The sequence below is a fragment of the Flavobacterium denitrificans DSM 15936 genome (assembly GCF_000425445.1).
GTDB lineage: Bacteria > Bacteroidota > Bacteroidia > Flavobacteriales > Flavobacteriaceae > Flavobacterium > Flavobacterium denitrificans.
The window spans coordinates 167,495-186,688 of the sequence record NZ_AUDL01000008.1 but is presented as its reverse complement, the minus strand read 5'-3'; the positions used below and the strand labels follow the sequence as shown (position 1 = coordinate 186,688).

Genomic DNA, 19,194 nt, shown 5'->3' with positions numbered 1-19,194 from the left:
GCGATGAATTTAAAATTTAAATGTTTAACAATCGCTTTAGGATTTCTTTCGATTATAGCACATTCACAATCGAGAAAGACAGTTGTGCCTAAAACGTATGTAGCATCCAAAACAACAACTTCAATTGCAATTGACGGAGAAGATACTGACGCTGCATGGAGTAAAGCAGATTGGACGGATCTTTTTGAAGATATAGAAAATGGCATAAAACCAAAATATGCAACGAAAGTCAAAATGCTTTGGGATGAAACCAATTTCTATATTTTGGCAAAAATGGAAGAACCTCACGTTTGGGCTAATTTGAAACAGCGTGATACAATCATTTTTTATAATAATGATTTTGAAGTTTTCATTGATCCAGATAATGATACATACAATTATTACGAATTAGAAATAAACGCTTTAAACACGGCATGGGATTTATTTTTGACAAAGCCTTACAGAGAGTCAGATATTGTTGTGGCAAATGGCTGGGATATTCCGGGATTAAAATCGGCGGTGAAGATTAATGGAACAATCAACAATCCGAATGATACAGATCAAGGCTGGGTTTTAGAAATGGCAATTCCGTGGGCATCTTATAAAACATCTTATTTTGATAAAGTGGTTCCAATTGATAAATTCTGGAGAGTTAATTTTTCGAGAGTAAATTGGCAACATTCCATCAAAAATGGAACATACGAACGAAAGAAAGATGCCAATGGAAAGTTCCTTCCCGAATACAATTGGGTTTGGTCGCCAATGGGCGTTATCAACATGCATGAACCTGAAAAATGGGGCTATGTTTATTTTTCTTCAAAAGAAGGGAAAGATACTTTCGTAATTCCGCAGGATGAAAAAATAAAATGGGAACTTTATGCTTTGTATCGTGCTCAAAAAGAGTATAATGGAAAACACAAAGCTTGGGCAAAATCGACAACAGAACTTATAAAAGAACCAATCGTAGTTGATAATAAAATTTTGAAACCTGTAATAGAAAACCATTCATCAGGATACAATATTTTAATAAAAAGTCCTTTTTCAAACCAAACTTATATCATAAGACAGGACGGCAGAATAATCTCAAAATAAAAAATGATTATTTTCATACGTGTAAAAAAGAGCATGTAGAGAATAAAACCAAAGAATGAAAAAAGCAATATCCATATTATCCCTATTATTTGCCTCGGCATTGAATTTGAATGCTCAGGAAAAAGTTCCGTTTTGGCAGAATGAAAAAATCAACGAAGAGAATAGAGAACCTATGCATGCTTCTTATTTCGTATTTGAAAATGAAGCTTTAGCAAATAAAAACGACTGGAGAGCATCTAAGAATTACCTTGACATTAATGGGCCATGGAAATTTAAGTATGTAGACAGTCCAAATGATCTTCCAAAGGATTTTGAAAAAACAGATTTTAACGATAACTCTTGGGATAATTTTAAGATTCCTGCAAGTTGGGATGTAAACGGATATGGATTTCCAATTTATGTAAATACAACCTACGATTTTGATTATTTAATGAAGCCAAATCCGCCGTTTGTTCCAACAAAATACAATCCGACAGGCGTTTACAGAAAAGAAATCACAATTGATAAATCTTGGGAAGGAAAAGATATTTTTCTTCACATTGGTACAGCAAAATCAAATCTTACGGTTTGGGTAAATGGTGTGTATGTGGGTTATGGCGAAGACGGAAAATTGCCTTCTGAATTTAAGTTGAACAAATATGTAAAAACGGGTAAAAACTCAATTGTTCTAAAAGTAATGAAATGGAATGATGGTTCGTATCTCGAATGTCAAGACATGTGGCGTATGAGCGGTATTACAAGAGATTCTTATCTGGTTGCCCGAAATAAAGCGCATTTAAATGATTTCGAAATTATTCCAGATTTAGATGCAAATTACATAAACGGAACTTTAAAAATCACAACTGATTTCTCTGATTTAGATAAAAAGGAAGCTTACAATTTTGAAGTTCAACTAAAAGATAACGGCCAAATTATCGACTCAAAAAAAGCAGTTTTTTCAGGTAATTCTAAAAAAATGAATTTTGATTTCGCTGTTAATAATCCTAAAAAATGGAGTGCCGAAATTCCAAATTTATATCAAGTGAGTTTTCTTTTAAAAGATAAAAAAGGAAACGTAATTGAGATAATTAATCACAATATTGGATTTAGAAAAGTAGAAATTAAAAACGGACAACTTTTGGTAAACGGAAAAGCGATTTACATAAAAGGCGTGAACCGTCATGAAACCGATCCTATTACCGGACAAACGATTTCAAGAGAACGAATGGAGCAGGATCTTAAAGTGATGAAAGAATTTAATATCAACGCCGTGCGAATGTCGCATTATCCAAACGATGAATATTTTTATGAATTATGCGATAAATACGGAATTTATGTAGTCGATGAAGCCAACATCGAATCACACGGAATGGGTTATGATATTACTAAAACGTTAGGGAATAAACCAGACTGGGAATTGGCACACATAGAACGTATGCAACGTATGATCGAGCGTGATAAAAATCATACTTCGATCATTATTTGGAGTATGGGGAATGAAGCCGGAAATGGATATAATTTTTACCGTGGTTATTTATGGATTAAGAATCGAGACAAATCAAGACCAATTCAGTACGAAAGAGCAACTGCTGGCGCTTGGGACGGAAAAGATTTGAAATTTGAATGGGATTCGGATATTATTGATCCAATGTACAGTGCTCCTGATAAAATGGAGGAATATATTTTTGCAAACCCAAATCCGTCAAGACCTTACATTCAATGCGAATATGCGCATGCAATGGGGAATTCTATGGGGAATTTTAAAGATTATTGGGACGTTATCCGAAAATATCCAAATTTTCAAGGCGGATTTATTTGGGACATGGTTGATCAATCAGTTTATAAAAAATTGCCAAACGGAATTACAGTTTTAGCATATGGCGGTGATTTTGGGCCAAAAGATGTTAAAAGCGACAACAACTTTGTAAACAACGGAGTATTTACGGTCGAAAGAAAACCAAATCCGCATGCATTTGAAATGCGAAATGTGTTGCAAAATATTTTGACTTCTTGGGAAAATAAAGAAACGGCAACTATTAAAGTTTACAATGAGTTTTCATTTAAAGATTTAAGCAATGTAAAACTGCATTGGAAATTGATTTTGGATGGAAAAACAGAAGAAACTGGAGTTATTGATAATTTAGATATTCTTCCAAATCAATCTCAAACCTATGCTTTGCCAATTAAATTGGCAGACAAAAAGTTTCAGGAAGCATTTGTAAATATTACGTATACCTTAAAAGATGCTGAACCACTTTTGCCAAAAGGTTTAGAAATCGCAACGGAGCAATTGGCCTATAAAGGCGAATGGAAAAATGATATTAAAATTGCTGGCGACGGAAAAATAACGGTAGAAAAAAAAGCAAATAGTACGGTTTTTAAAAGTGAAAATGCCGAAATTGCCTTTGATAAAAAAACAGGTTTTATAAACGGATATTCTTTCCAAAATTTGCCAATTATAAAAGAAGGTTATCAGCTGCGTCCAAATTTGTGGAGAGCGCCAAATGATAATGATTTTGGAGCAAATTTCCAGAAAAATTTAGTAGCTTGGAAAGAAGCAACAGAAAATCCAACGTTGATAAATTGGACGTTTTCTGTTACAAAAAATAATACGATTTTGGTAAAATCGACATATAGTTTGCCACAAGTTACTTCTACTTTAGAACTAAATTACGAGCTTAACGCCAACGGAGAATTAAGTGTAAAAGAAGAATTAAAGATCGACAAAACCAAAGAACAGCCAATGTTGCCAAGATTTGGAATGGAAATTATTGTTCCGAAAGATTTTGGCAATATGACCTATTACGGAAGAGGACCACATGAAAATTATATTGACAGAAATTACAGTTCAAAAGTCGGACTTTACAACCAGACGGTTTCTGAGCAATATTATCCATACATTCGTCCGCAGGAAACAGGAAATAAAACCGATATTCGATTTTTGGAGTTAACAGGAGATAAACTGAAATTGACCGTGACTTCGGATAAATTTTTAGCAATTACAGCGCTTCATTATTTAAACGAAGATTTAGATGATGGCTTAGAAAAAGATCAAAGACACGCAGCTGAATTGCAGGAAAGAGATTTAACAAGTTTAAAAATCGATTATAAACAAATGGGCGTTGGAGGTATTGACAGCTGGCAAGCATGGCCAATGAAGCAATATCTTTTGCAAGACAAAAATTATCAGTATCAATTTAAAATAACACCATCTTTAAAATAATAATTATGAGAAAATTAAAGTCAATATTCATATTAATCTTCTTAGCGGTTTTAAGTTCGGGTTATGGTCAGCAACAAACGGTACAAAACGATTACGGAATCATTCCAAAACCAAATCAAATGATTTTATATCCGGGATCTTTTGTGTTTTCAAACAAAACAACTTTTGTAGCTAACACAGATTTTCAAAAGGAAATTTCAAACGCATTAATCAATAAATTCGGCGTTGCAGCAGGCTGGCGTCCCGTTATTGCGGCAAAAGCACCAAAAAGCAATTTTATTCGATTTCAAGTTGACCCTTCATTTCATAAAGAAGCATATAAATTAGAAGTAAATCCGAATAGTATCGTGATTACTGCAAACGGAAATGCAGGTTTTATTTATGGTTTAGAAACCGTTCGACAATTGCTCCCAGAAGCAATAGAGAGCAAATATGCAATAACATCTGCAAAATGGCAGATTCCGAATGTTACGATTACAGATGAACCACGTTTTCAATATAGAGGTTTGATGCTGGATTTGTCGCGTCACTTCTTCGATAAAAACTATATTTTATCTACAATAGATCGTTTGGCAATGCACAAAATGAACGTGTTGCATTTGCATTTAGTCGATGATCAAGGTTGGAGAATTGAAATCAAAAAATACCCAAAATTAACCGAAGTTGGCGCATGGAGAGTTGATCAGGAAAATTTAGCATGGAATGCCAGATTGGTTACAAATCCAGATGAAAAGGGAACTTATGGCGGATTTTTAACCCAGGAAGAATTAAAAGAAATCGTAAAATATGCCGCTTCAAAAAATGTTGAAGTAATCCCTGAAATCGAAATGCCAGCGCACGTAAGCAGTGCTATTGCCGCTTATCCTGAACTGGCTTGTTTCGATCAGCGCATTGGTGTTCCTTCTGGTGGTTTATGGCCAATTACAGATATTTATTGTGCAGGAAAAGAAAATACATTTGAATTTCTTCAAAACGTTTTGGATGAGGTGATGACTATTTTCCCTTCAAAATATATTCATATTGGAGGCGATGAGGCTACGAAAACCAATTGGGAAAAATGTCCACATTGCCAGAAAAGAATGAAAGATCAGGGATTGAAAAATATTCATGAACTGCAAAGTTATTTTGTTAAGCGAATGGAAAAATACATCAATTCGAAAGGCAAGAAACTTATTGGGTGGGATGAAATTTTAGAGGGAGGTTTAGCGCCTGAAGCAACAGTAATGAGCTGGAGAGGAACTAAAGGCGGAACTGAAGCGGCAGCACAAGGACATCATGTGATTATGACGCCTGAATCACCTTGTTATTTTAATTTTTACCAAGGACCTCAAAACGAAGAGCCTTTAGCTTTTGATGCATATAATCCACTAAACAAAGTTTATGAATTTGATCCTGTTGTTTCGACTATGTCGGCTACTGAAGCAAAGCACGTTTTGGGCGGACAAGCAAATTTATGGGCAGAATTTCTTCCAGGACCCAAAGATTCTGAATATATGATTTTTCCGAGATTGGCTGCTTTATCTGAAGTTTTGTGGAGTACGAAAGAAAACCGTAATTGGAATGATTTTACAACGCGATTAACTTCGCTATTCAAACGTTATGATTATCTGGGAATAAATTATGCGAAAAGCGCTTATTTGGTGACTGCTTCTTCAACTGCCGATTTAGCTAACAAACAAGTAAATGTGACGCTAAAAAATGAGTTCCCAAATCCAGATATTCGTTACGTTTTAGGGAATAATACTGTCGGACAGAATGCTGTAAAATACACGAATCCGATTCAGTTTAAAGAAACTACAGTTCTAAAAGCTTCGCTTTTTCAAGATGATAAACCTGTAGGGAAAACATTTATAGATACTATTGTATTTCATAAAGCGGTTGCGCACAAAGTCAATTATTTAACGCCTTACAATAAAAGTTATACTGGAGCTGGGCCTTTTACGATGGTAAACACTATTCGAGGCTCTAAAAATTTTCATGATGGACAATGGCAGGCGTGGCTTGTAAATGATATGGAATTGGTTGTCGATTTCGAAAAACCTGAGAGTATTAAGCAAGTTACAGTTGGAACTTTAGAGAGTCAAGGTGCGGGAATATTTTTTCCGATACAAATAAAAGTATTGATTTCAACTGATGGCATTAATTATAAGGAGGTTGGAAAAGTATCACGTCAGTATACTGCAAATCCAATTTCAGAATTGAAAGATTTTAAAATCAGTTTCCAACAGCAAAATGCGAGATATGTAAAAGTGATTGGAGTGAATTTGAAAAAAAGTCCAAGAGGCGAGAGTTCATGGTTGTTTGTAGATGAAATTTTAGTGAATTAAAAAGTAAGCAAAGTAAGATATGAAAAAAGGAATATTGATTTTGTCATTTTTATTTTCGGTGCAATTGTTTTCGCAGGCGATTTATGAAGATGAGCGTTATGTACCAGAAACAGATCCTGTAGTATTAAAAAATTTGGAAGAGTGGCAAGGTAAAAAATTCGGCCTTTTAATGCACTGGGGAACTTACAGTCAGTGGGGAATTGTAGAGTCTTGGTCGATTTGCCCAGAAGATTATGGTTGGTGCGAACGAAAAAAAGGGGGCAACCCGAACAATTATACAGAATATGTAAAAGAGTATGAAGGATTGAAAAAAACATTTAATCCAACAAAATTCGATCCTGCGAAATGGGCAAAAGCGGCAAAAGCAGCCGGAATGAAATACATGGTTTTTACCACAAAACATCATGACGGATTCACGATGTTTGATTCAAAATTTACGGATTATAAAGTGACTGACAAAGATTGTCCTTTTAGCACAAATCCAAAAGCAGATATTTTAAAAGAAGTGTTTAATGCTTTCAGAAACGAAAATATCTCAACGGGAGCTTATTTTTCTAAACCAGATTGGCACAATGAAAATTATTGGGATCCGTATTTTCCTCCTTTTGACAGAAACGTAAATTATGATCCGTCACTGTATCCAGAAAAATGGAAAAAATATGTTGATTTCACACACAATCAGATTTTGGAAATTTTGACGAATTACGGAAAAGTTGATATTTTGTGGCTAGACGGCGGATGGGTTAAAAAGAGAGATTTGCAGAACATAAAAGAAAACTATGCAGAGAAATTTGCCGAAAACGAATCTAAAAACGGTTTTATAAAACATAGAGTTGTCGATCAAGATCCTAAAATGGATGAGTTGGTTGTGAAAGCGCGTCAGAAACAACCAGGATTGATTGTCGTTGACCGTGCTGTTCATGGCAAAAACCAAAACTATTTGACTCCAGAAAACCGAGTGCCAGAAAAAACATTGCCATATCCGTGGGAATCTTGTATTACTTCAGGTGGTGGCTGGTCGTATACGCCTGACGCCAAATACATGACAGGAAGACAAGGAATTCACATGCTGATTGATGTTGTCGCAAAAGGCGGAAATTTATTGTTGAACATTGCTCCAAGCCCGGAAGGTGAGTGGCAACAAGGCGCTTACGATTTGTTGAAAGCTTATGGAGATTGGATGAAAGTAAACAGTACAGCAATTTATAATACAAAACCAATTGCGCCTTATAAAGAAGATAACATTTGTATGACGCAGAATAAAGAAGAAAATGTATTTTTGTTCTATCTGGCTAAAGATGGAGAAGACAAAATTCCTGCAGAGGTAACAGTAAAATCTATTAGTCCGAAAAAGGGAACTAAAATTACGATGTTGGGTTCAAAAACTTCTTTAAAATGGACGAAGGAAACGCAGGGATTTAAGGTTCAAATTCCGGAAAGTCTGCGAAACAATCTTCCTTCAAAAGAAGCTTGGACTTTAAAAATCGAAGCGATTAACAAATAGCACTATGTTAAGAAAAAAAAGAATTATACAAGCAGCATGTTTTATGAGCATGCTGTTTTTTAGTTTAACTGTTTCTGCCCAGGAACCGGCAGAGTATGTGAATCCATTAATTGGAACATCAAATTATGGAGCCGCATTTCCAGGTCCAATTGCGCCTCGGGGAATGGCGAGTATTAGTCCGTTTAATGTTGCTGGGCCTCAAAACAAGCCTTTGGAAAAAGACAGTCAATGGTTGTCTAATCCTTACGTAAATGAGAATAAATTTTTGACAGGATTCAGTCATGTTAATTTGAGTGGTGTTGGTTGCCCTGACTTGGGGGTTATTTTATTAATGCCAACCACAGGAAATGTAGAAACGGATCACTTAAAATACGGATCTACTTATTCTAAAGAAGTAGCCAAAACAGCTTATTATGGAGTCGAGATCGACAAATATAAAGTTAAAGGCGAATTTACAGCATCAAAAAGAGTAGGAGTAAGCAAATTCACATTTCCAAAAGGTCAAGCCAATATCTTGTTGAATCTTGGTTTGGGATTGACCAATGAAGAAGGCGCGATGATAAAAGTAGTTTCTTCAACAGAAATCGAAGGGATGCGTTCTGTAGGCTCATTTTGTTATAACAGTCCGGAGGATGCGTATCCGGTTTATTTTGTAGCAAAATTTTCAAAACCAGCGACTAACTATGGCGTTTGGAAAAAAACACCAAAATATGAAGGTGTAGAAGCGCAATGGATGGGCTACAACGGGAAAACAAGAATGATGAAGAATACGATCAAAACAGTTGTTGGAGATAGTATTGGGAGTTATTTTTCCTATCAGTTTGATAAAAAGGAGACAGTTGAGGTCAAAATTGGAGTTTCTTACGTGAGTATAGAAAATGCGCGCGAAAATTTAGAAAAAGAAACTGGAAATAAAGTATTTGATACTATTTACAAAGAAACATACGACGAATGGAATAAGGAACTTTCGAAGATTTTGGTAGAAGGTGGCTCTTATCAAGACAGAGTTATTTTTTACACTGCGTTGTATCATACCTTAATACATCCGAACACTTTAAATGACATTAATGGCGAATATCCGGTAATAAAAAGAAGCGAAATTGGTAAAACTGAAGGAACACGTTATACGGTATTTTCGCTGTGGGATACCTATCGAAATATGCACCCTTTAATGTCTTTAGTCTATCCTAAGCAACAATCGGATATGATTAAAAGTATGTTGAAAATGTATGACGAAAATGGCTGGTTGCCAAAATGGGAATTAAATTCAACAGAAACCTTTACCATGGTTGGAGATCCCGCCAGTATTGTTATTGTAGATGCCTGCTTAAAAGGAATTCAGGATTTTGATATTTACAAGGCGTACTACGCAATGTTAAAAGGTGCCGATCAAACGGAAAATAATCCTTTGCGCCCGGGACTTAAAGAATATATCGAAAAAGGATATTTGTCAACTAATTATTCTGGGCCAGTTTCTACAACAGAAGAATATAATATGTCAGATTATGCGATTTCACTTTTGGCGAAAGCTTTAGGCGAAAAAGAAGATCATAAACGTTTTGCTAAACGATCCTTATCGTACCAAAAATTATATGATAAAGATTTAAAATTGCTTCGACCAAGATTAGCTAACGGAAAATGGTATGAGCCTTTTGATCCAGCAGCGGGAGCAAATTTTCAAGCAAATGTAGGTTTTGTCGAAGGAAATGCGTGGCAATATGCTTTTATGGTACCGCATGATATTAAAGGATTGATGAAGTTAATGGGCGGGGATAAACCTTTCTCTGAGCAGTTGCAAAAAGTCTTTGATAGCAAACAATTTGACATGGCAAACGAACCCGATATTGCTTATCCTTATTTGTTCAATTATGTAAAAGGAGAGGAATGGAAAAGCCAGGAAATGGTGAGGAAATTAGTGAGAGAATATTTCAAAAATGAGCCTAAAGGACTGCCTGGAAATGACGATACGGGAACAATGTCGGCTTGGCTGGTATATTCCATGATGGGATTTTATCCAATAACGCCTGGAGAGCCAATTTACACGGTTACCACGCCTATGTTTGATAAAATAACGATTCATCTGGATCCAAAGTATTATAAGAGAGAAAAGATTGTAATTGAACGCGAAATAAATGAAGATGGAAAAATCAAAGAAATTCAGTTAAACGGGAAAAGCTTAAACAGTTTCTTTATGTCGCATGATGATTTTGTAAACGGAACAACATTAAGAGTGATTCAAGAATAATAGCATCAATACGATTTAAATAAAAACAGGCCGTTCATTTGAACGGCCTGTTTCTTTGCAAATAGCTTTTTGAAAAAAGCAATATTTCTTTTTATTAGTTTTTTGCGTTTACTCCCAATTCAGCAACAGAAATGTAATTTCCATCTTCACTGCTCTTTCCAATAAATTTAATAAATCGGGCTTTAACCGAAGTTTTTAAAGTGATAATCTGTTCAACAGGATTGCTTTTGATATTCGAAAATTCGCCTTCGGCAACCGTTTTCCAAATTGCACCATCTGTGCTTACTGCCCATTGATAATTTTTTACAATTCCACCTGTGTTATTCTGACGAGGCAAATATGATAAAGATGAAATTTCCATTTCTTGCTCCATGTCTATTGCAATAACTTGTGGGAAATGTGTTAACGATGTATTGTTCATAGTGCTCCAGAAAGTTGATGGATTGTCATCAATAGCGTTTGATGCTTTTTCTTTTTCCTCATTTTCAAAAGTAGCAGTTACTATTTTCCAATCTTTTTTGCAGACATTGAAAGATTGAATTACAGTTTCGCTTGATTTCAAATCTGTTCCAAAAGATTTAGCTTTTACGTCACCAGATGATAAAAATGAAAATGCTTGCTCATAAACTGGAGATTGCAATGTAGGCTCAGTTCCATCAATTGTGTAATGAATTTTATTTACAGCTGTTTCAGTCGTAATAGAAACATTTCCATCTTTATCTCTCTTTATTTTTGGAAGCGCCAATTGTTCTGGCTCTCTAAAAACACCAACATCGCTTAAAGCAATACAAACTGGAGATTCTTCAATACGAATTCTCAATTTTGAAGTTGAAATGTAATTAGGCAAACGAACCAAGCGGTTTGCCCCAATACTGGTTGCCTCTGCTACTTTTTTCCATTTTCCATTAAAAAACGCATCAAATTCAACTTTTTCAATACGTTGGCCCAGTTTGATGTTTTCTCTTAAACGAATAATATTAAAGGTTTGTTCTTTGTTCCATTCTAAAGTCAGAGATGCTTTTTTTACATCATCATTAGTTGCCCAATAGGAATAACGATCATTGTCGGTAAGATTTTTTGTTCCAAAGAATATTTCATTTTCACCTCTAACTTCTGAAGTTTTAATCACAGCAGATTTGGCTAGGTTATCGGCAAATAGTTTTTTTAAGAAGTCACCAAAATCTTTTAACGCTTTAACATCGTTTTGATGTAATAAACCTTCTGTATTTGGAGAAAGTCCTAAATCCAGACAAGCGCCTCGTCCAACCGAATTCATATAAATCTTAAATAATTCTGAAACCGATTTTACATGATTGTCTTCATTTGAATGATAAAACCATCCATTTCTAAGCGGTACATCGCATTCTGCAGGTTTCCAATATTTGCCATTTCGAGTTCCTTCGGGCGCTTTGCTAGAATCTGTTGCTCCTGGAACCGCTACTGTATTTCCAGCAATTGGTAGCGGCGTAAAAGTTGCCCAAGAAGTTTCTGCCGCAAAGCCGTGTTCGTTTCCTACCCAGCGTACATCACCCATATCAGAAAAAATAACCGCATCAGGCTGTAGTTTTCTTGAAATTTGCCAAGTGTTATCCCAGTCGTAATATTTTGTACGGTCGATGTTTCTTTTTTCATTTTTACCACCGTAATAACCATCACCTCCATTAGCACCGTCAAACCAAGTGATAAATAATTTTCCGTAATTGGAATATAATTCGGTTAATTGTTCACGGAATTTAGTAACATATTCGGGCGTTCCATAAAATTCATTATTTCGATCCCAAGGCGAACAATAAAGACCAAATTTCATTCCAGCACTACGAGTAGCAACTTCAAATTCTTTTACCATATCTCCTTTTCCATTTCGAAAAGGGCTTTTGCTGATATTGTAACTTGTTGTTTTTGTTGGCCATAAACAGAATCCGTCATGGTGTTTTGCTACAACGATGACACCTTTAAAGCCACCCGCTTTTGCTGCATTTACAATTTGGCTTGCGTCAAATTTTGTAGGATTAAAGATTTTAGGATCGGCATCCCCATATCCCCATTCTTTATTTTGAAAAGTGGTCGGCGTAAAATGCACTAAAACGTACTGTTCTACTTCTTGCCATTGCAGTTGGGCTTCGGTTGGCAATGCTCCATAGGGCGCCGGAGCGCTTACTTTTTGAGCAGTTACAGATGCAAAAAACAAACATCCAAAAAGCATTAATAGCTGTTTTTTCATTTTCTCATTGTGGTTTTTTAGTCAGTAATAATGTGCTGTTTTTTTTGAATTTATTTAATTTACTTTAAAAACAACCGCCTCCGAATTTATTAAAGAAGTTCTAAGGTTTTGTGGAATACTAACAATAATCCCGCCAGTTGTTTTTTTGCTGATCAGTTTTTGTTTGTTCGCTAATAAAGTAATTTTTGGATTCTTTAAGTCCGTTTTAATGGTAATTTCTGCTGGCAATTCTTTTTCATCTTTTGCCGGCATGTAAATTCCGTAAATTGCATTTCCTTTTTGTGTATAACCCACTTTTCCATCTAAATAAGGAGCAACGGGTTTGGTATCATAAATTGCTTCCCCGTTTGCCGAAAGCCATTTTCCGACATTGGCTAAAGTAGTTTCAATTTTTGGATCAAATTCTCCTTTTGCATCTGGTCCAACGCCTAGTAATAAGTTACCGCCTTTTACCACGATATTGGTCATCAACTGAATTACTTCTTTTGATGATTTGTAATGATCATTTGGTACCCATCCCCAAGCACCACCAAGTGTAATGCAACTTTCCCAAGGCACTGTCAATGGTTTTTCTGGAGTTTTTTGTTCTGGAGTCAGATAGTTTTCATATTCACTCGGAACCCAACGATCTACTACAAGCATTCCTGGCTGTTTTTTGCGAGCAGTTTCAGAAATGTATTTCATGTCGATATCCATGTCATAAGGATATTTACAAAATTCTTCCACCTTTTTGTTGATTGTAGAAAGTGGTCGAACCCAGCATCCATCAAGCCAAAGAATATCTACTTTTCCATAGTTTGTTGTTAATTCATTTAACTGGTTTTGAGTATACTGAACATAACTTTTCCAACGTTCTGGAAATTTTTTAATATCGTAAGTTGGGTTTCTGTCTTTTGGCGGATAGTACGACCACCAGAAATTTTCAGTTGTCCAGTCTGGTTTTGAGAAATAAACACCAACAGCCAGTCCTTCTTTTCTTGAAGCATCTAAAACATCTTTTAATACATCCGCTTTTGGATTTTTCGCATAAGGCAATTCTGGATTTGTGATTTTAAAATCAGTAAATTTGGAATCGTACATGCAAAATCCATCATGATGCTTCGAAGTAAAAATCATGTATTTTGCTCCAGCATTTTTGAACATCTTCGCCCATTTTTCAGAATTCAAATTCGTTGGGTTTAATTTGAATTTTGTATTTCTGTAATCAGTGGCATATTTGTAGTAATCGTCATAACCGTCTCTGGTTACCCAGTCTTCGGGAGCCAATCCCCATGATTCTACAGTTCCCAATTGAGAGTAAAGTCCCATATGGATTAAAACTCCGAATTTGTATCCCTGCCATTTGTCAAGATTGGCCTTTACTTGTGGATCTTTTGTCCAAACGTAACCAGCTTCTTCTGATTTGTTTGCTTCCATGCTAAAGTCGCCTTGCGCGTGAATAGAAAACGAGCCCGCACAAACTAAAGCGGTAAACAGTAACTTGAATTTATTTTTCATTTTGTTTTTGGTTAAATCATTATTGGTTTTGACAGATGATTATTTGATGTAAAAATCAGGATCAATCAAACGATTTCCAGTTTCGTCGTAAACAGCGTAGTTAAAACCACTCTGAACACAATATGAACCATAATCTCCTTTTTTGTTCAAAGCAATAAAACCAACCTGAATATCTTTTAAGTTTTTGTTTCTGTTTTTCATCAGTTTAACTACTCGCTGAACTGCTTCTTCACAAGCTTTTTGAGGCGATCTTCCCTGGCGCATCAATTCGACAACCAAATGGCATCCCGCAATTCTAATTACTTCTTCACCATGTCCAGTTGCAGTTGCAGCTCCAATTTCGTTATCAACATATAAACCAGCACCAATAATAGGAGAGTCTCCAAGACGGCCGTGCATTTTGAAAGCCATTCCGCTGGTCGTACACGCACCTGAAAGATTTCCGGCAGCATCCAAAGCAATCATTCCAATAGTATCGTGGTTTTCGATATTGGCAATTGGTTTATATTCTGAAGTTTTTAGCCATTCTTTCCATTCTCTTTCTGAATCTGGAAGCAATAAATTTTCTTTTTGAAAACCTTGTGACAAAGCAAATTGAAGCGCTCCATCACCAACAAGCATAACGTGAGGCGTTTTTTCCATTACAGCACGAGCAACAGAAATAGGATGTTTTATATGTTCAAGACAACCCACTGAACCAATATTTGACATTTCGTCCATGATACACGCATCCAGCGTTACGCGTCCGTCACGGTCTGGTCTTCCTCCGTAGCCAACACTTCTTTCTTTAGGATCAGCTTCTGGAACTTTTACGCCGGCTTCTACGGCATCAAGAGCTCTACCGCCATTTTTTAATACTTCCCAAGCGGCTTCATTTGCTTGAAGGCCAAAACGCCATGTTGAAAGTACGATTGGTTTTCTAACTTTTCCTTCTGGAAGTTCATTATGTTCCTCTTTAAGTTCTTCCGCATTTCCGGTGAAAGAATTCAATACAACAGCAGCCGATGCGATTGCTGTTGTTTTTAGAAAATTTCTACGATTTGTCATGTCTTTGTTTATTTAATCTGACTGAATTCAATCAGAAAGTAGTTTGTTTTTTGATTGTAAATAGCGCAATTTCAGAATATTGCTTTTTCTGTGAGAATATCGCTATTAGTTTGATTCTCTGTCTTTTTTTGCTAAAAGTAGGTGTTTTTATTGAAATACTAAATCGTATTAGTAAAATTAACGCGCCTGTTATATTCTGAGTTTATTTTTTTATTCTAATTGAAAAATTCCAACGTTTTGGCAGACCAGTCGTTGTCAAAGAAACCGCTTACTTTCATATCTGGCAAGCCATTTAAAAGCAAATCGGCTTTGAAAATCATTACATCAGGAAAGCCTGTAATTCCAGAGATATAATTATTTGCCCAAGTCGCTTTCATTCCTTTTTCAGAAGTTCCAGATACAACGCCAACCATTGCAGTTTTGCTGTCGGATCTTGGTACAACAAAATATGCGGCCAAATCATCTCCTTTCAATATTTTGTTGTCAATTTTTACTTGTTGATTGTCAATTTGGATTGGAGAATTTTTCAACAACAAATTCCATGCGCTATTGTTTGAAGCATTTCCATAGATAATAACATTTCGGTCTTTGTATTTTTCCAATGAAAATTCCTTGTCGGAAATGACATCAATACTTCCATTTCCTCTGTAATAGAACGTTTCAGCATCAAATCGCGCTCTGTTTTGGTACCATTCTTTTTCCATAGCGGAACCGCCCGTTGCGTAAACGAAAACCATATTATTGTTAAAAGCGAATTTAAATCCGCCTTGACGCTCGGCATATTTTTTAGCAGTATTGATTTCGTTGATTAAATTCCATTTACCATCTTTTAAAGCCAAAATAGCTTTTTTGTTTGAAGGGGTTTTCAGAATTTGATCGTCAATATTGATTGTGATTTCTTTGTTTATTTCTAATGAAGGCAAATCAAGTTCGATGATTGAAGCATTTTTGGTTTTAACAATAATTTCTTCTTTACCGATTTTGCTATTAATATTAGAAAAATCAAAAGGAAGAATTTGCTGTTGCAATTTAATCCAATAATCTGTTGAAGAAACTGCAGGAGTTGCTGTATGGAAATCAATTTCTTTTATATTTTTATTCGCTGGAATTGTTTGACGTTTGAAAAATTCAAAAATAGGAAACCAGTCCACTGAATGATCTCCGTACCAATGTTCTCCTCCAGGGTATTCGTAGTAACAAAAGTTTGGATGAAAAGTGCCTAAAATCTGACGCATTTCGCGCACTTGCGAAATGGGAACAGTTGAATCGGCATCACCGTGAAGAATATATACTCCATCTTGTTTTAAATTTTGCACAAGACTTTTTACGCGTCCTGAATTTGCAGAACGTTTGATAGGTTCATAAGCTTTGAATTTGTCGTGCATTTCATCTCCTTTGTCAAATCCGTAAGTAGAAATATCAGGATAAGAAGCGCAAGGCGCAATTGCAGCAAATTTCCCCGGATAAGTAGTTCCCAAAAACCAAGTACCGTGGCCGCCCATCGAGTGACCTGTCAAGTATGTTTGTTCTGGAATCGTTTTGAAAACTCTTTTTGCTTCTTCTAAAACTTCTAAGGCATCAATTCTTCCCCAATCTTCCCAATTGAATCCAAAAGGGCGGCGGTTTGTCGCAGCGGCAATTGTTACCCAATCTTTTTGTTTGTAAGCACGCGCCTGATTTCTGGCTTCAACTGAAGCGCCATGAACGGATAATACTAATGCTTTTGGTCCGCTTTCTAAAGCAGGAGCAATGCTGTAATATTGTACACTATTGTCAACTTTACTTAAAAAAGTACGTTCGTGATGAACAGTTGCAAAACGTTGCTGAATTGGGAATTCTGTTTTGTCTAATACTTTTCCGCTTTTATCTGTTAATGTAAGTTCTAATTTTAGTTCGCCAGTAAAGTCGTTTTTTGCAGCTGGAACTTTAAATTTTACTTTTCTCACAAACATTGGCATAATCGCGTCGGTCGCATATGAAGTCGTTTCTCCGCTAGATAATTTCGCAACAATTTTTAATTCTTTCAAATCTTTTTCGGTTGCATTGATGACACGAACAGAAGCCCATTTTTCATCTTTTTCTCCATTGATCACATCCGGAAGGGTCAAGTCGCGTTTAGTAAATTGAATGTTTTTTGAAAGCGTAATAATTTTTGATTTCACACGGCCAAAACGTCCTTTCGTATAAACAAATTCGTTTGTTCCTTTTCGAAGTTTAAACGGAATCAAAGTATATCCAAAATCATAATGATCTCCTTCATGTGGCATTCCATTTATATAAGTGCGCGTTCCGCCTGTAGTTTCCAGAAGTACGATTTGCTCTTTTGGAGAATTATATTCGGTAAACAAAAAAGCAGATCTCAAATCCTTTCCGCTAAAAACGCCTACTGAATCCACTTTAATGTTCTTCCAATCTCCCTTTTGCTTGTTCGGATTAACAAATTTTCCCGTGGCGTATTGCCAAGCAACCGGATCTTGTCCGTTGAAAAGTGTACCGCTTTTTTTGTCAGCAGGAAGAAAATAACCTTCAGTAAATTGATGCAAAACACTTCCTTCGGCTGTTGTTTCTATTTTTTCTTTTCCAAAATATTCAACAACATTTCCTGTAGTTTTAGTTTGGGCAGTCAAATTTGAACCGAGAGCAAGAAGGAAAATTAAGAGTTCTTTTTTCATTTGTTTTTTAGTTTTTGTTTTTTTATTCCAACACTTTTCAATTAAGTTGTCGTTAAATAATTTTTAAGTTTAGAATAAAAAGGAGCGTTTGTAGATTTTTAAAACGCTTTTAAATTTTGCTTAAAAACGTTTTGTAAAATTGGTTGTCAATCCAGATATATATTTTTATCGAGAAATCACTTATTAATTCAATTCTATCATTTTATCCAAAAAAAGGACTTGATTTTTGGGCTTAATTTTAGTTCTGCTTCCAATGTTTTTAGGACTTTCGGAGCAAAAAGCAAGTCTGTTTTTTTTTCTAAAATAAGAGGCGAAAACAACTTTTTTTTGATTTTTTTATCTTATTAAAACGATTTAGTATTGTAGAATGCATTTTTATGTTATTTTTGTTTTTAGGGTAAATTAAAATTATATTTAAATCAATTTAATAATTAATTCAATTTTATCATTATTTAATTATTAATTATCATTATTATTCGGAAAATGAAAATTGTTAAAACTACTATTGCTTCCTATACAAATACGTCGCTATCTGTATTCTCTCGTGAAGAGTCGTTTTTTCAGTCTCCTTTTCATTCGCATCCAGAATTTGAATTGGTTTATATATTAGAGAGTCATGGTAAAAGAATTATTGGAAATTCGGTAGAATCTTTTCAACCTGGCGACATGGTTTTTCTTGGAGATGACATTCCACACGTTTGGCTTAACGATGAAATTTTTTATAAAGGAATAAATAGTCTTAAAGCCAAAGCCATTGTAATTTATTTTAGCCGAGATCTTTTTGGAAACTCTTTTTATGAATTGCCCGAAGCGCAAGAAGTTAAAAAGTTTTTCGCTCAAGCTATAAAAGGCGTTTCTATTACGGGAGAAACCAATACTTTGATCGCAAAAAAAATGAACAAACTTCTCAAAAAGAAGGGTTTTGAAGTGGTGATGGGACTTATGGAAATTTTGTCTCTCTTGTCTAGGAGTAAAGATTTAAGGTATATTAATGATAATTCATACGTGCCGATTAATGAGGACAATAAAAATGATCGTCTGGCAGAAGTTTTTAAATATGTAAAATCAAATTACAAAGAAGAAATTTCACTTGATGAAATTTCAAAAATTGCAAACCTGACTCCAACTTCTTTCTGCAGGATGTTCAAGGCTAAAACCAAAAAGCCTTTTGTGGAATACTTAAATGAAATCAGAGTTTCAAATGCCTGCAAATATTTAATTGAAACCGATTTGGGCATTTCTGAAATTGCCTACGAATGTGGTTACAAAACGGCTTCAAACTTCAATAAACTCTTCAAGAAATTGATAGGTACTACACCAAAAGAATATCGAAAAAATGCTTTGGTATAAGATTGGTTTTCACTTGTAATTTTGTTAAAAATTAAGGATTTGATTTTGCTAAAAATTA

10 protein-coding genes are annotated in these 19,194 nt (G+C 35.2%); 6 read left to right on the top strand and 4 right to left on the bottom strand.

From position 1 onward, the window contains the following. The first annotated feature begins 3 nt into the window (after positions 1–3). From H600_RS0104415 to H600_RS0104395, 5 genes are read left to right on the top strand one after another with little or no spacing between them, the layout of a single operon-like run. The gene (locus H600_RS0104415) at positions 4–1,071 is read left to right on the top strand and encodes a carbohydrate-binding family 9-like protein (protein ID WP_026727656.1); all 1,068 of its coding nucleotides are present in this window, start codon (positions 4–6) and stop codon (positions 1,069–1,071) included. A gap of 55 nt (positions 1,072–1,126) precedes the next feature. Beyond that, positions 1,127–4,273 (top strand): beta-galactosidase, LacZ type, encoded by a 3,147-nt coding sequence (gene lacZ / locus H600_RS0104410; protein ID WP_026727655.1) that lies wholly within the window; start codon positions 1,127–1,129, stop codon positions 4,271–4,273. A 5-nt stretch (positions 4,274–4,278) separates the two neighbouring features. Beyond that, a complete protein-coding gene (locus tag H600_RS0104405; RefSeq protein ID WP_026727654.1) occupies positions 4,279–6,600 on the top strand; it encodes a glycoside hydrolase family 20 protein in 2,322 nt (773 codons plus the stop codon). A 19-nt stretch (positions 6,601–6,619) separates the two neighbouring features. After that, positions 6,620–8,104 (top strand): alpha-L-fucosidase, encoded by a 1,485-nt coding sequence (locus H600_RS0104400; protein ID WP_026727653.1) that lies wholly within the window; start codon positions 6,620–6,622, stop codon positions 8,102–8,104. Positions 8,105–8,108: 4 nt separating this feature from the next. Further along, complete coding sequence (locus H600_RS0104395) at positions 8,109–10,349, top strand: GH92 family glycosyl hydrolase (RefSeq protein WP_026727652.1); 2,241 nt, start codon at positions 8,109–8,111, stop codon at positions 10,347–10,349. Positions 10,350–10,443: 94 nt separating this feature from the next. On the opposite strand, the gene H600_RS0104390 is transcribed toward H600_RS0104395, so the two are convergent. From H600_RS0104390 to H600_RS0104375, 4 genes are all read right to left on the bottom strand, one after another. Next, positions 10,444–12,570, bottom strand: coding sequence for an alpha-L-fucosidase (locus tag H600_RS0104390; RefSeq protein ID WP_026727651.1), 2,127 nt, complete (start codon positions 12,568–12,570; stop codon positions 10,444–10,446). Positions 12,571–12,624: 54 nt separating this feature from the next. Then, on the bottom strand, positions 12,625–14,067 hold the full coding sequence (locus H600_RS21840; RefSeq protein ID WP_084157348.1) for an alpha-L-fucosidase: 1,443 nt from the start codon (positions 14,065–14,067) through the stop codon (positions 12,625–12,627). 39 nt (positions 14,068–14,106) lie between these two features. Beyond that, positions 14,107–15,114 (bottom strand): isoaspartyl peptidase/L-asparaginase family protein, encoded by a 1,008-nt coding sequence (locus H600_RS0104380; RefSeq protein ID WP_026727650.1) that lies wholly within the window; start codon positions 15,112–15,114, stop codon positions 14,107–14,109. Between the two features lie 215 nt (positions 15,115–15,329). Beyond that, a complete protein-coding gene (locus tag H600_RS0104375) occupies positions 15,330–17,786 on the bottom strand; it encodes a prolyl oligopeptidase family serine peptidase (protein ID WP_026727649.1) in 2,457 nt (818 codons plus the stop codon). Between the two features lie 483 nt (positions 17,787–18,269). Between H600_RS0104375 and H600_RS0104365 the strand changes: the two genes are divergently transcribed. Continuing rightward, positions 18,270–19,136: an AraC family transcriptional regulator gene (locus tag H600_RS0104365; RefSeq protein ID WP_026727648.1), complete on the top strand. Its 867-nt coding sequence runs from the start codon at positions 18,270–18,272 to the stop codon at positions 19,134–19,136. The last annotated feature ends 58 nt before the right edge of the window (positions 19,137–19,194 follow it).

What these genes read in the sequence shown, in the direction of transcription:
- H600_RS0104415 (WP_026727656.1), top strand. Translation starts at nt 4, where the DNA reads ATGAATTTAAAATTTAAATGTTTAACAATCGCTTTAGGATTTCTTTCG.
- lacZ (WP_026727655.1), top strand. Translation starts at nt 1,127, where the DNA reads ATGAAAAAAGCAATATCCATATTATCCCTATTATTTGCCTCGGCATTG.
- H600_RS0104405 (WP_026727654.1), top strand. Translation starts at nt 4,279, where the DNA reads ATGAGAAAATTAAAGTCAATATTCATATTAATCTTCTTAGCGGTTTTA.
- H600_RS0104400 (WP_026727653.1), top strand. Translation starts at nt 6,620, where the DNA reads ATGAAAAAAGGAATATTGATTTTGTCATTTTTATTTTCGGTGCAATTG.
- H600_RS0104395 (WP_026727652.1), top strand. Translation starts at nt 8,109, where the DNA reads ATGTTAAGAAAAAAAAGAATTATACAAGCAGCATGTTTTATGAGCATG.
- H600_RS0104390 (WP_026727651.1), bottom strand. Translation starts at nt 12,570, where the DNA reads ATGAAAAAACAGCTATTAATGCTTTTTGGATGTTTGTTTTTTGCATCT.
- H600_RS21840 (WP_084157348.1), bottom strand. Translation starts at nt 14,067, where the DNA reads ATGAAAAATAAATTCAAGTTACTGTTTACCGCTTTAGTTTGTGCGGGC.
- H600_RS0104380 (WP_026727650.1), bottom strand. Translation starts at nt 15,114, where the DNA reads ATGACAAATCGTAGAAATTTTCTAAAAACAACAGCAATCGCATCGGCT.
- H600_RS0104375 (WP_026727649.1), bottom strand. Translation starts at nt 17,786, where the DNA reads ATGAAAAAAGAACTCTTAATTTTCCTTCTTGCTCTCGGTTCAAATTTG.
- H600_RS0104365 (WP_026727648.1), top strand. Translation starts at nt 18,270, where the DNA reads ATGAAAATTGTTAAAACTACTATTGCTTCCTATACAAATACGTCGCTA.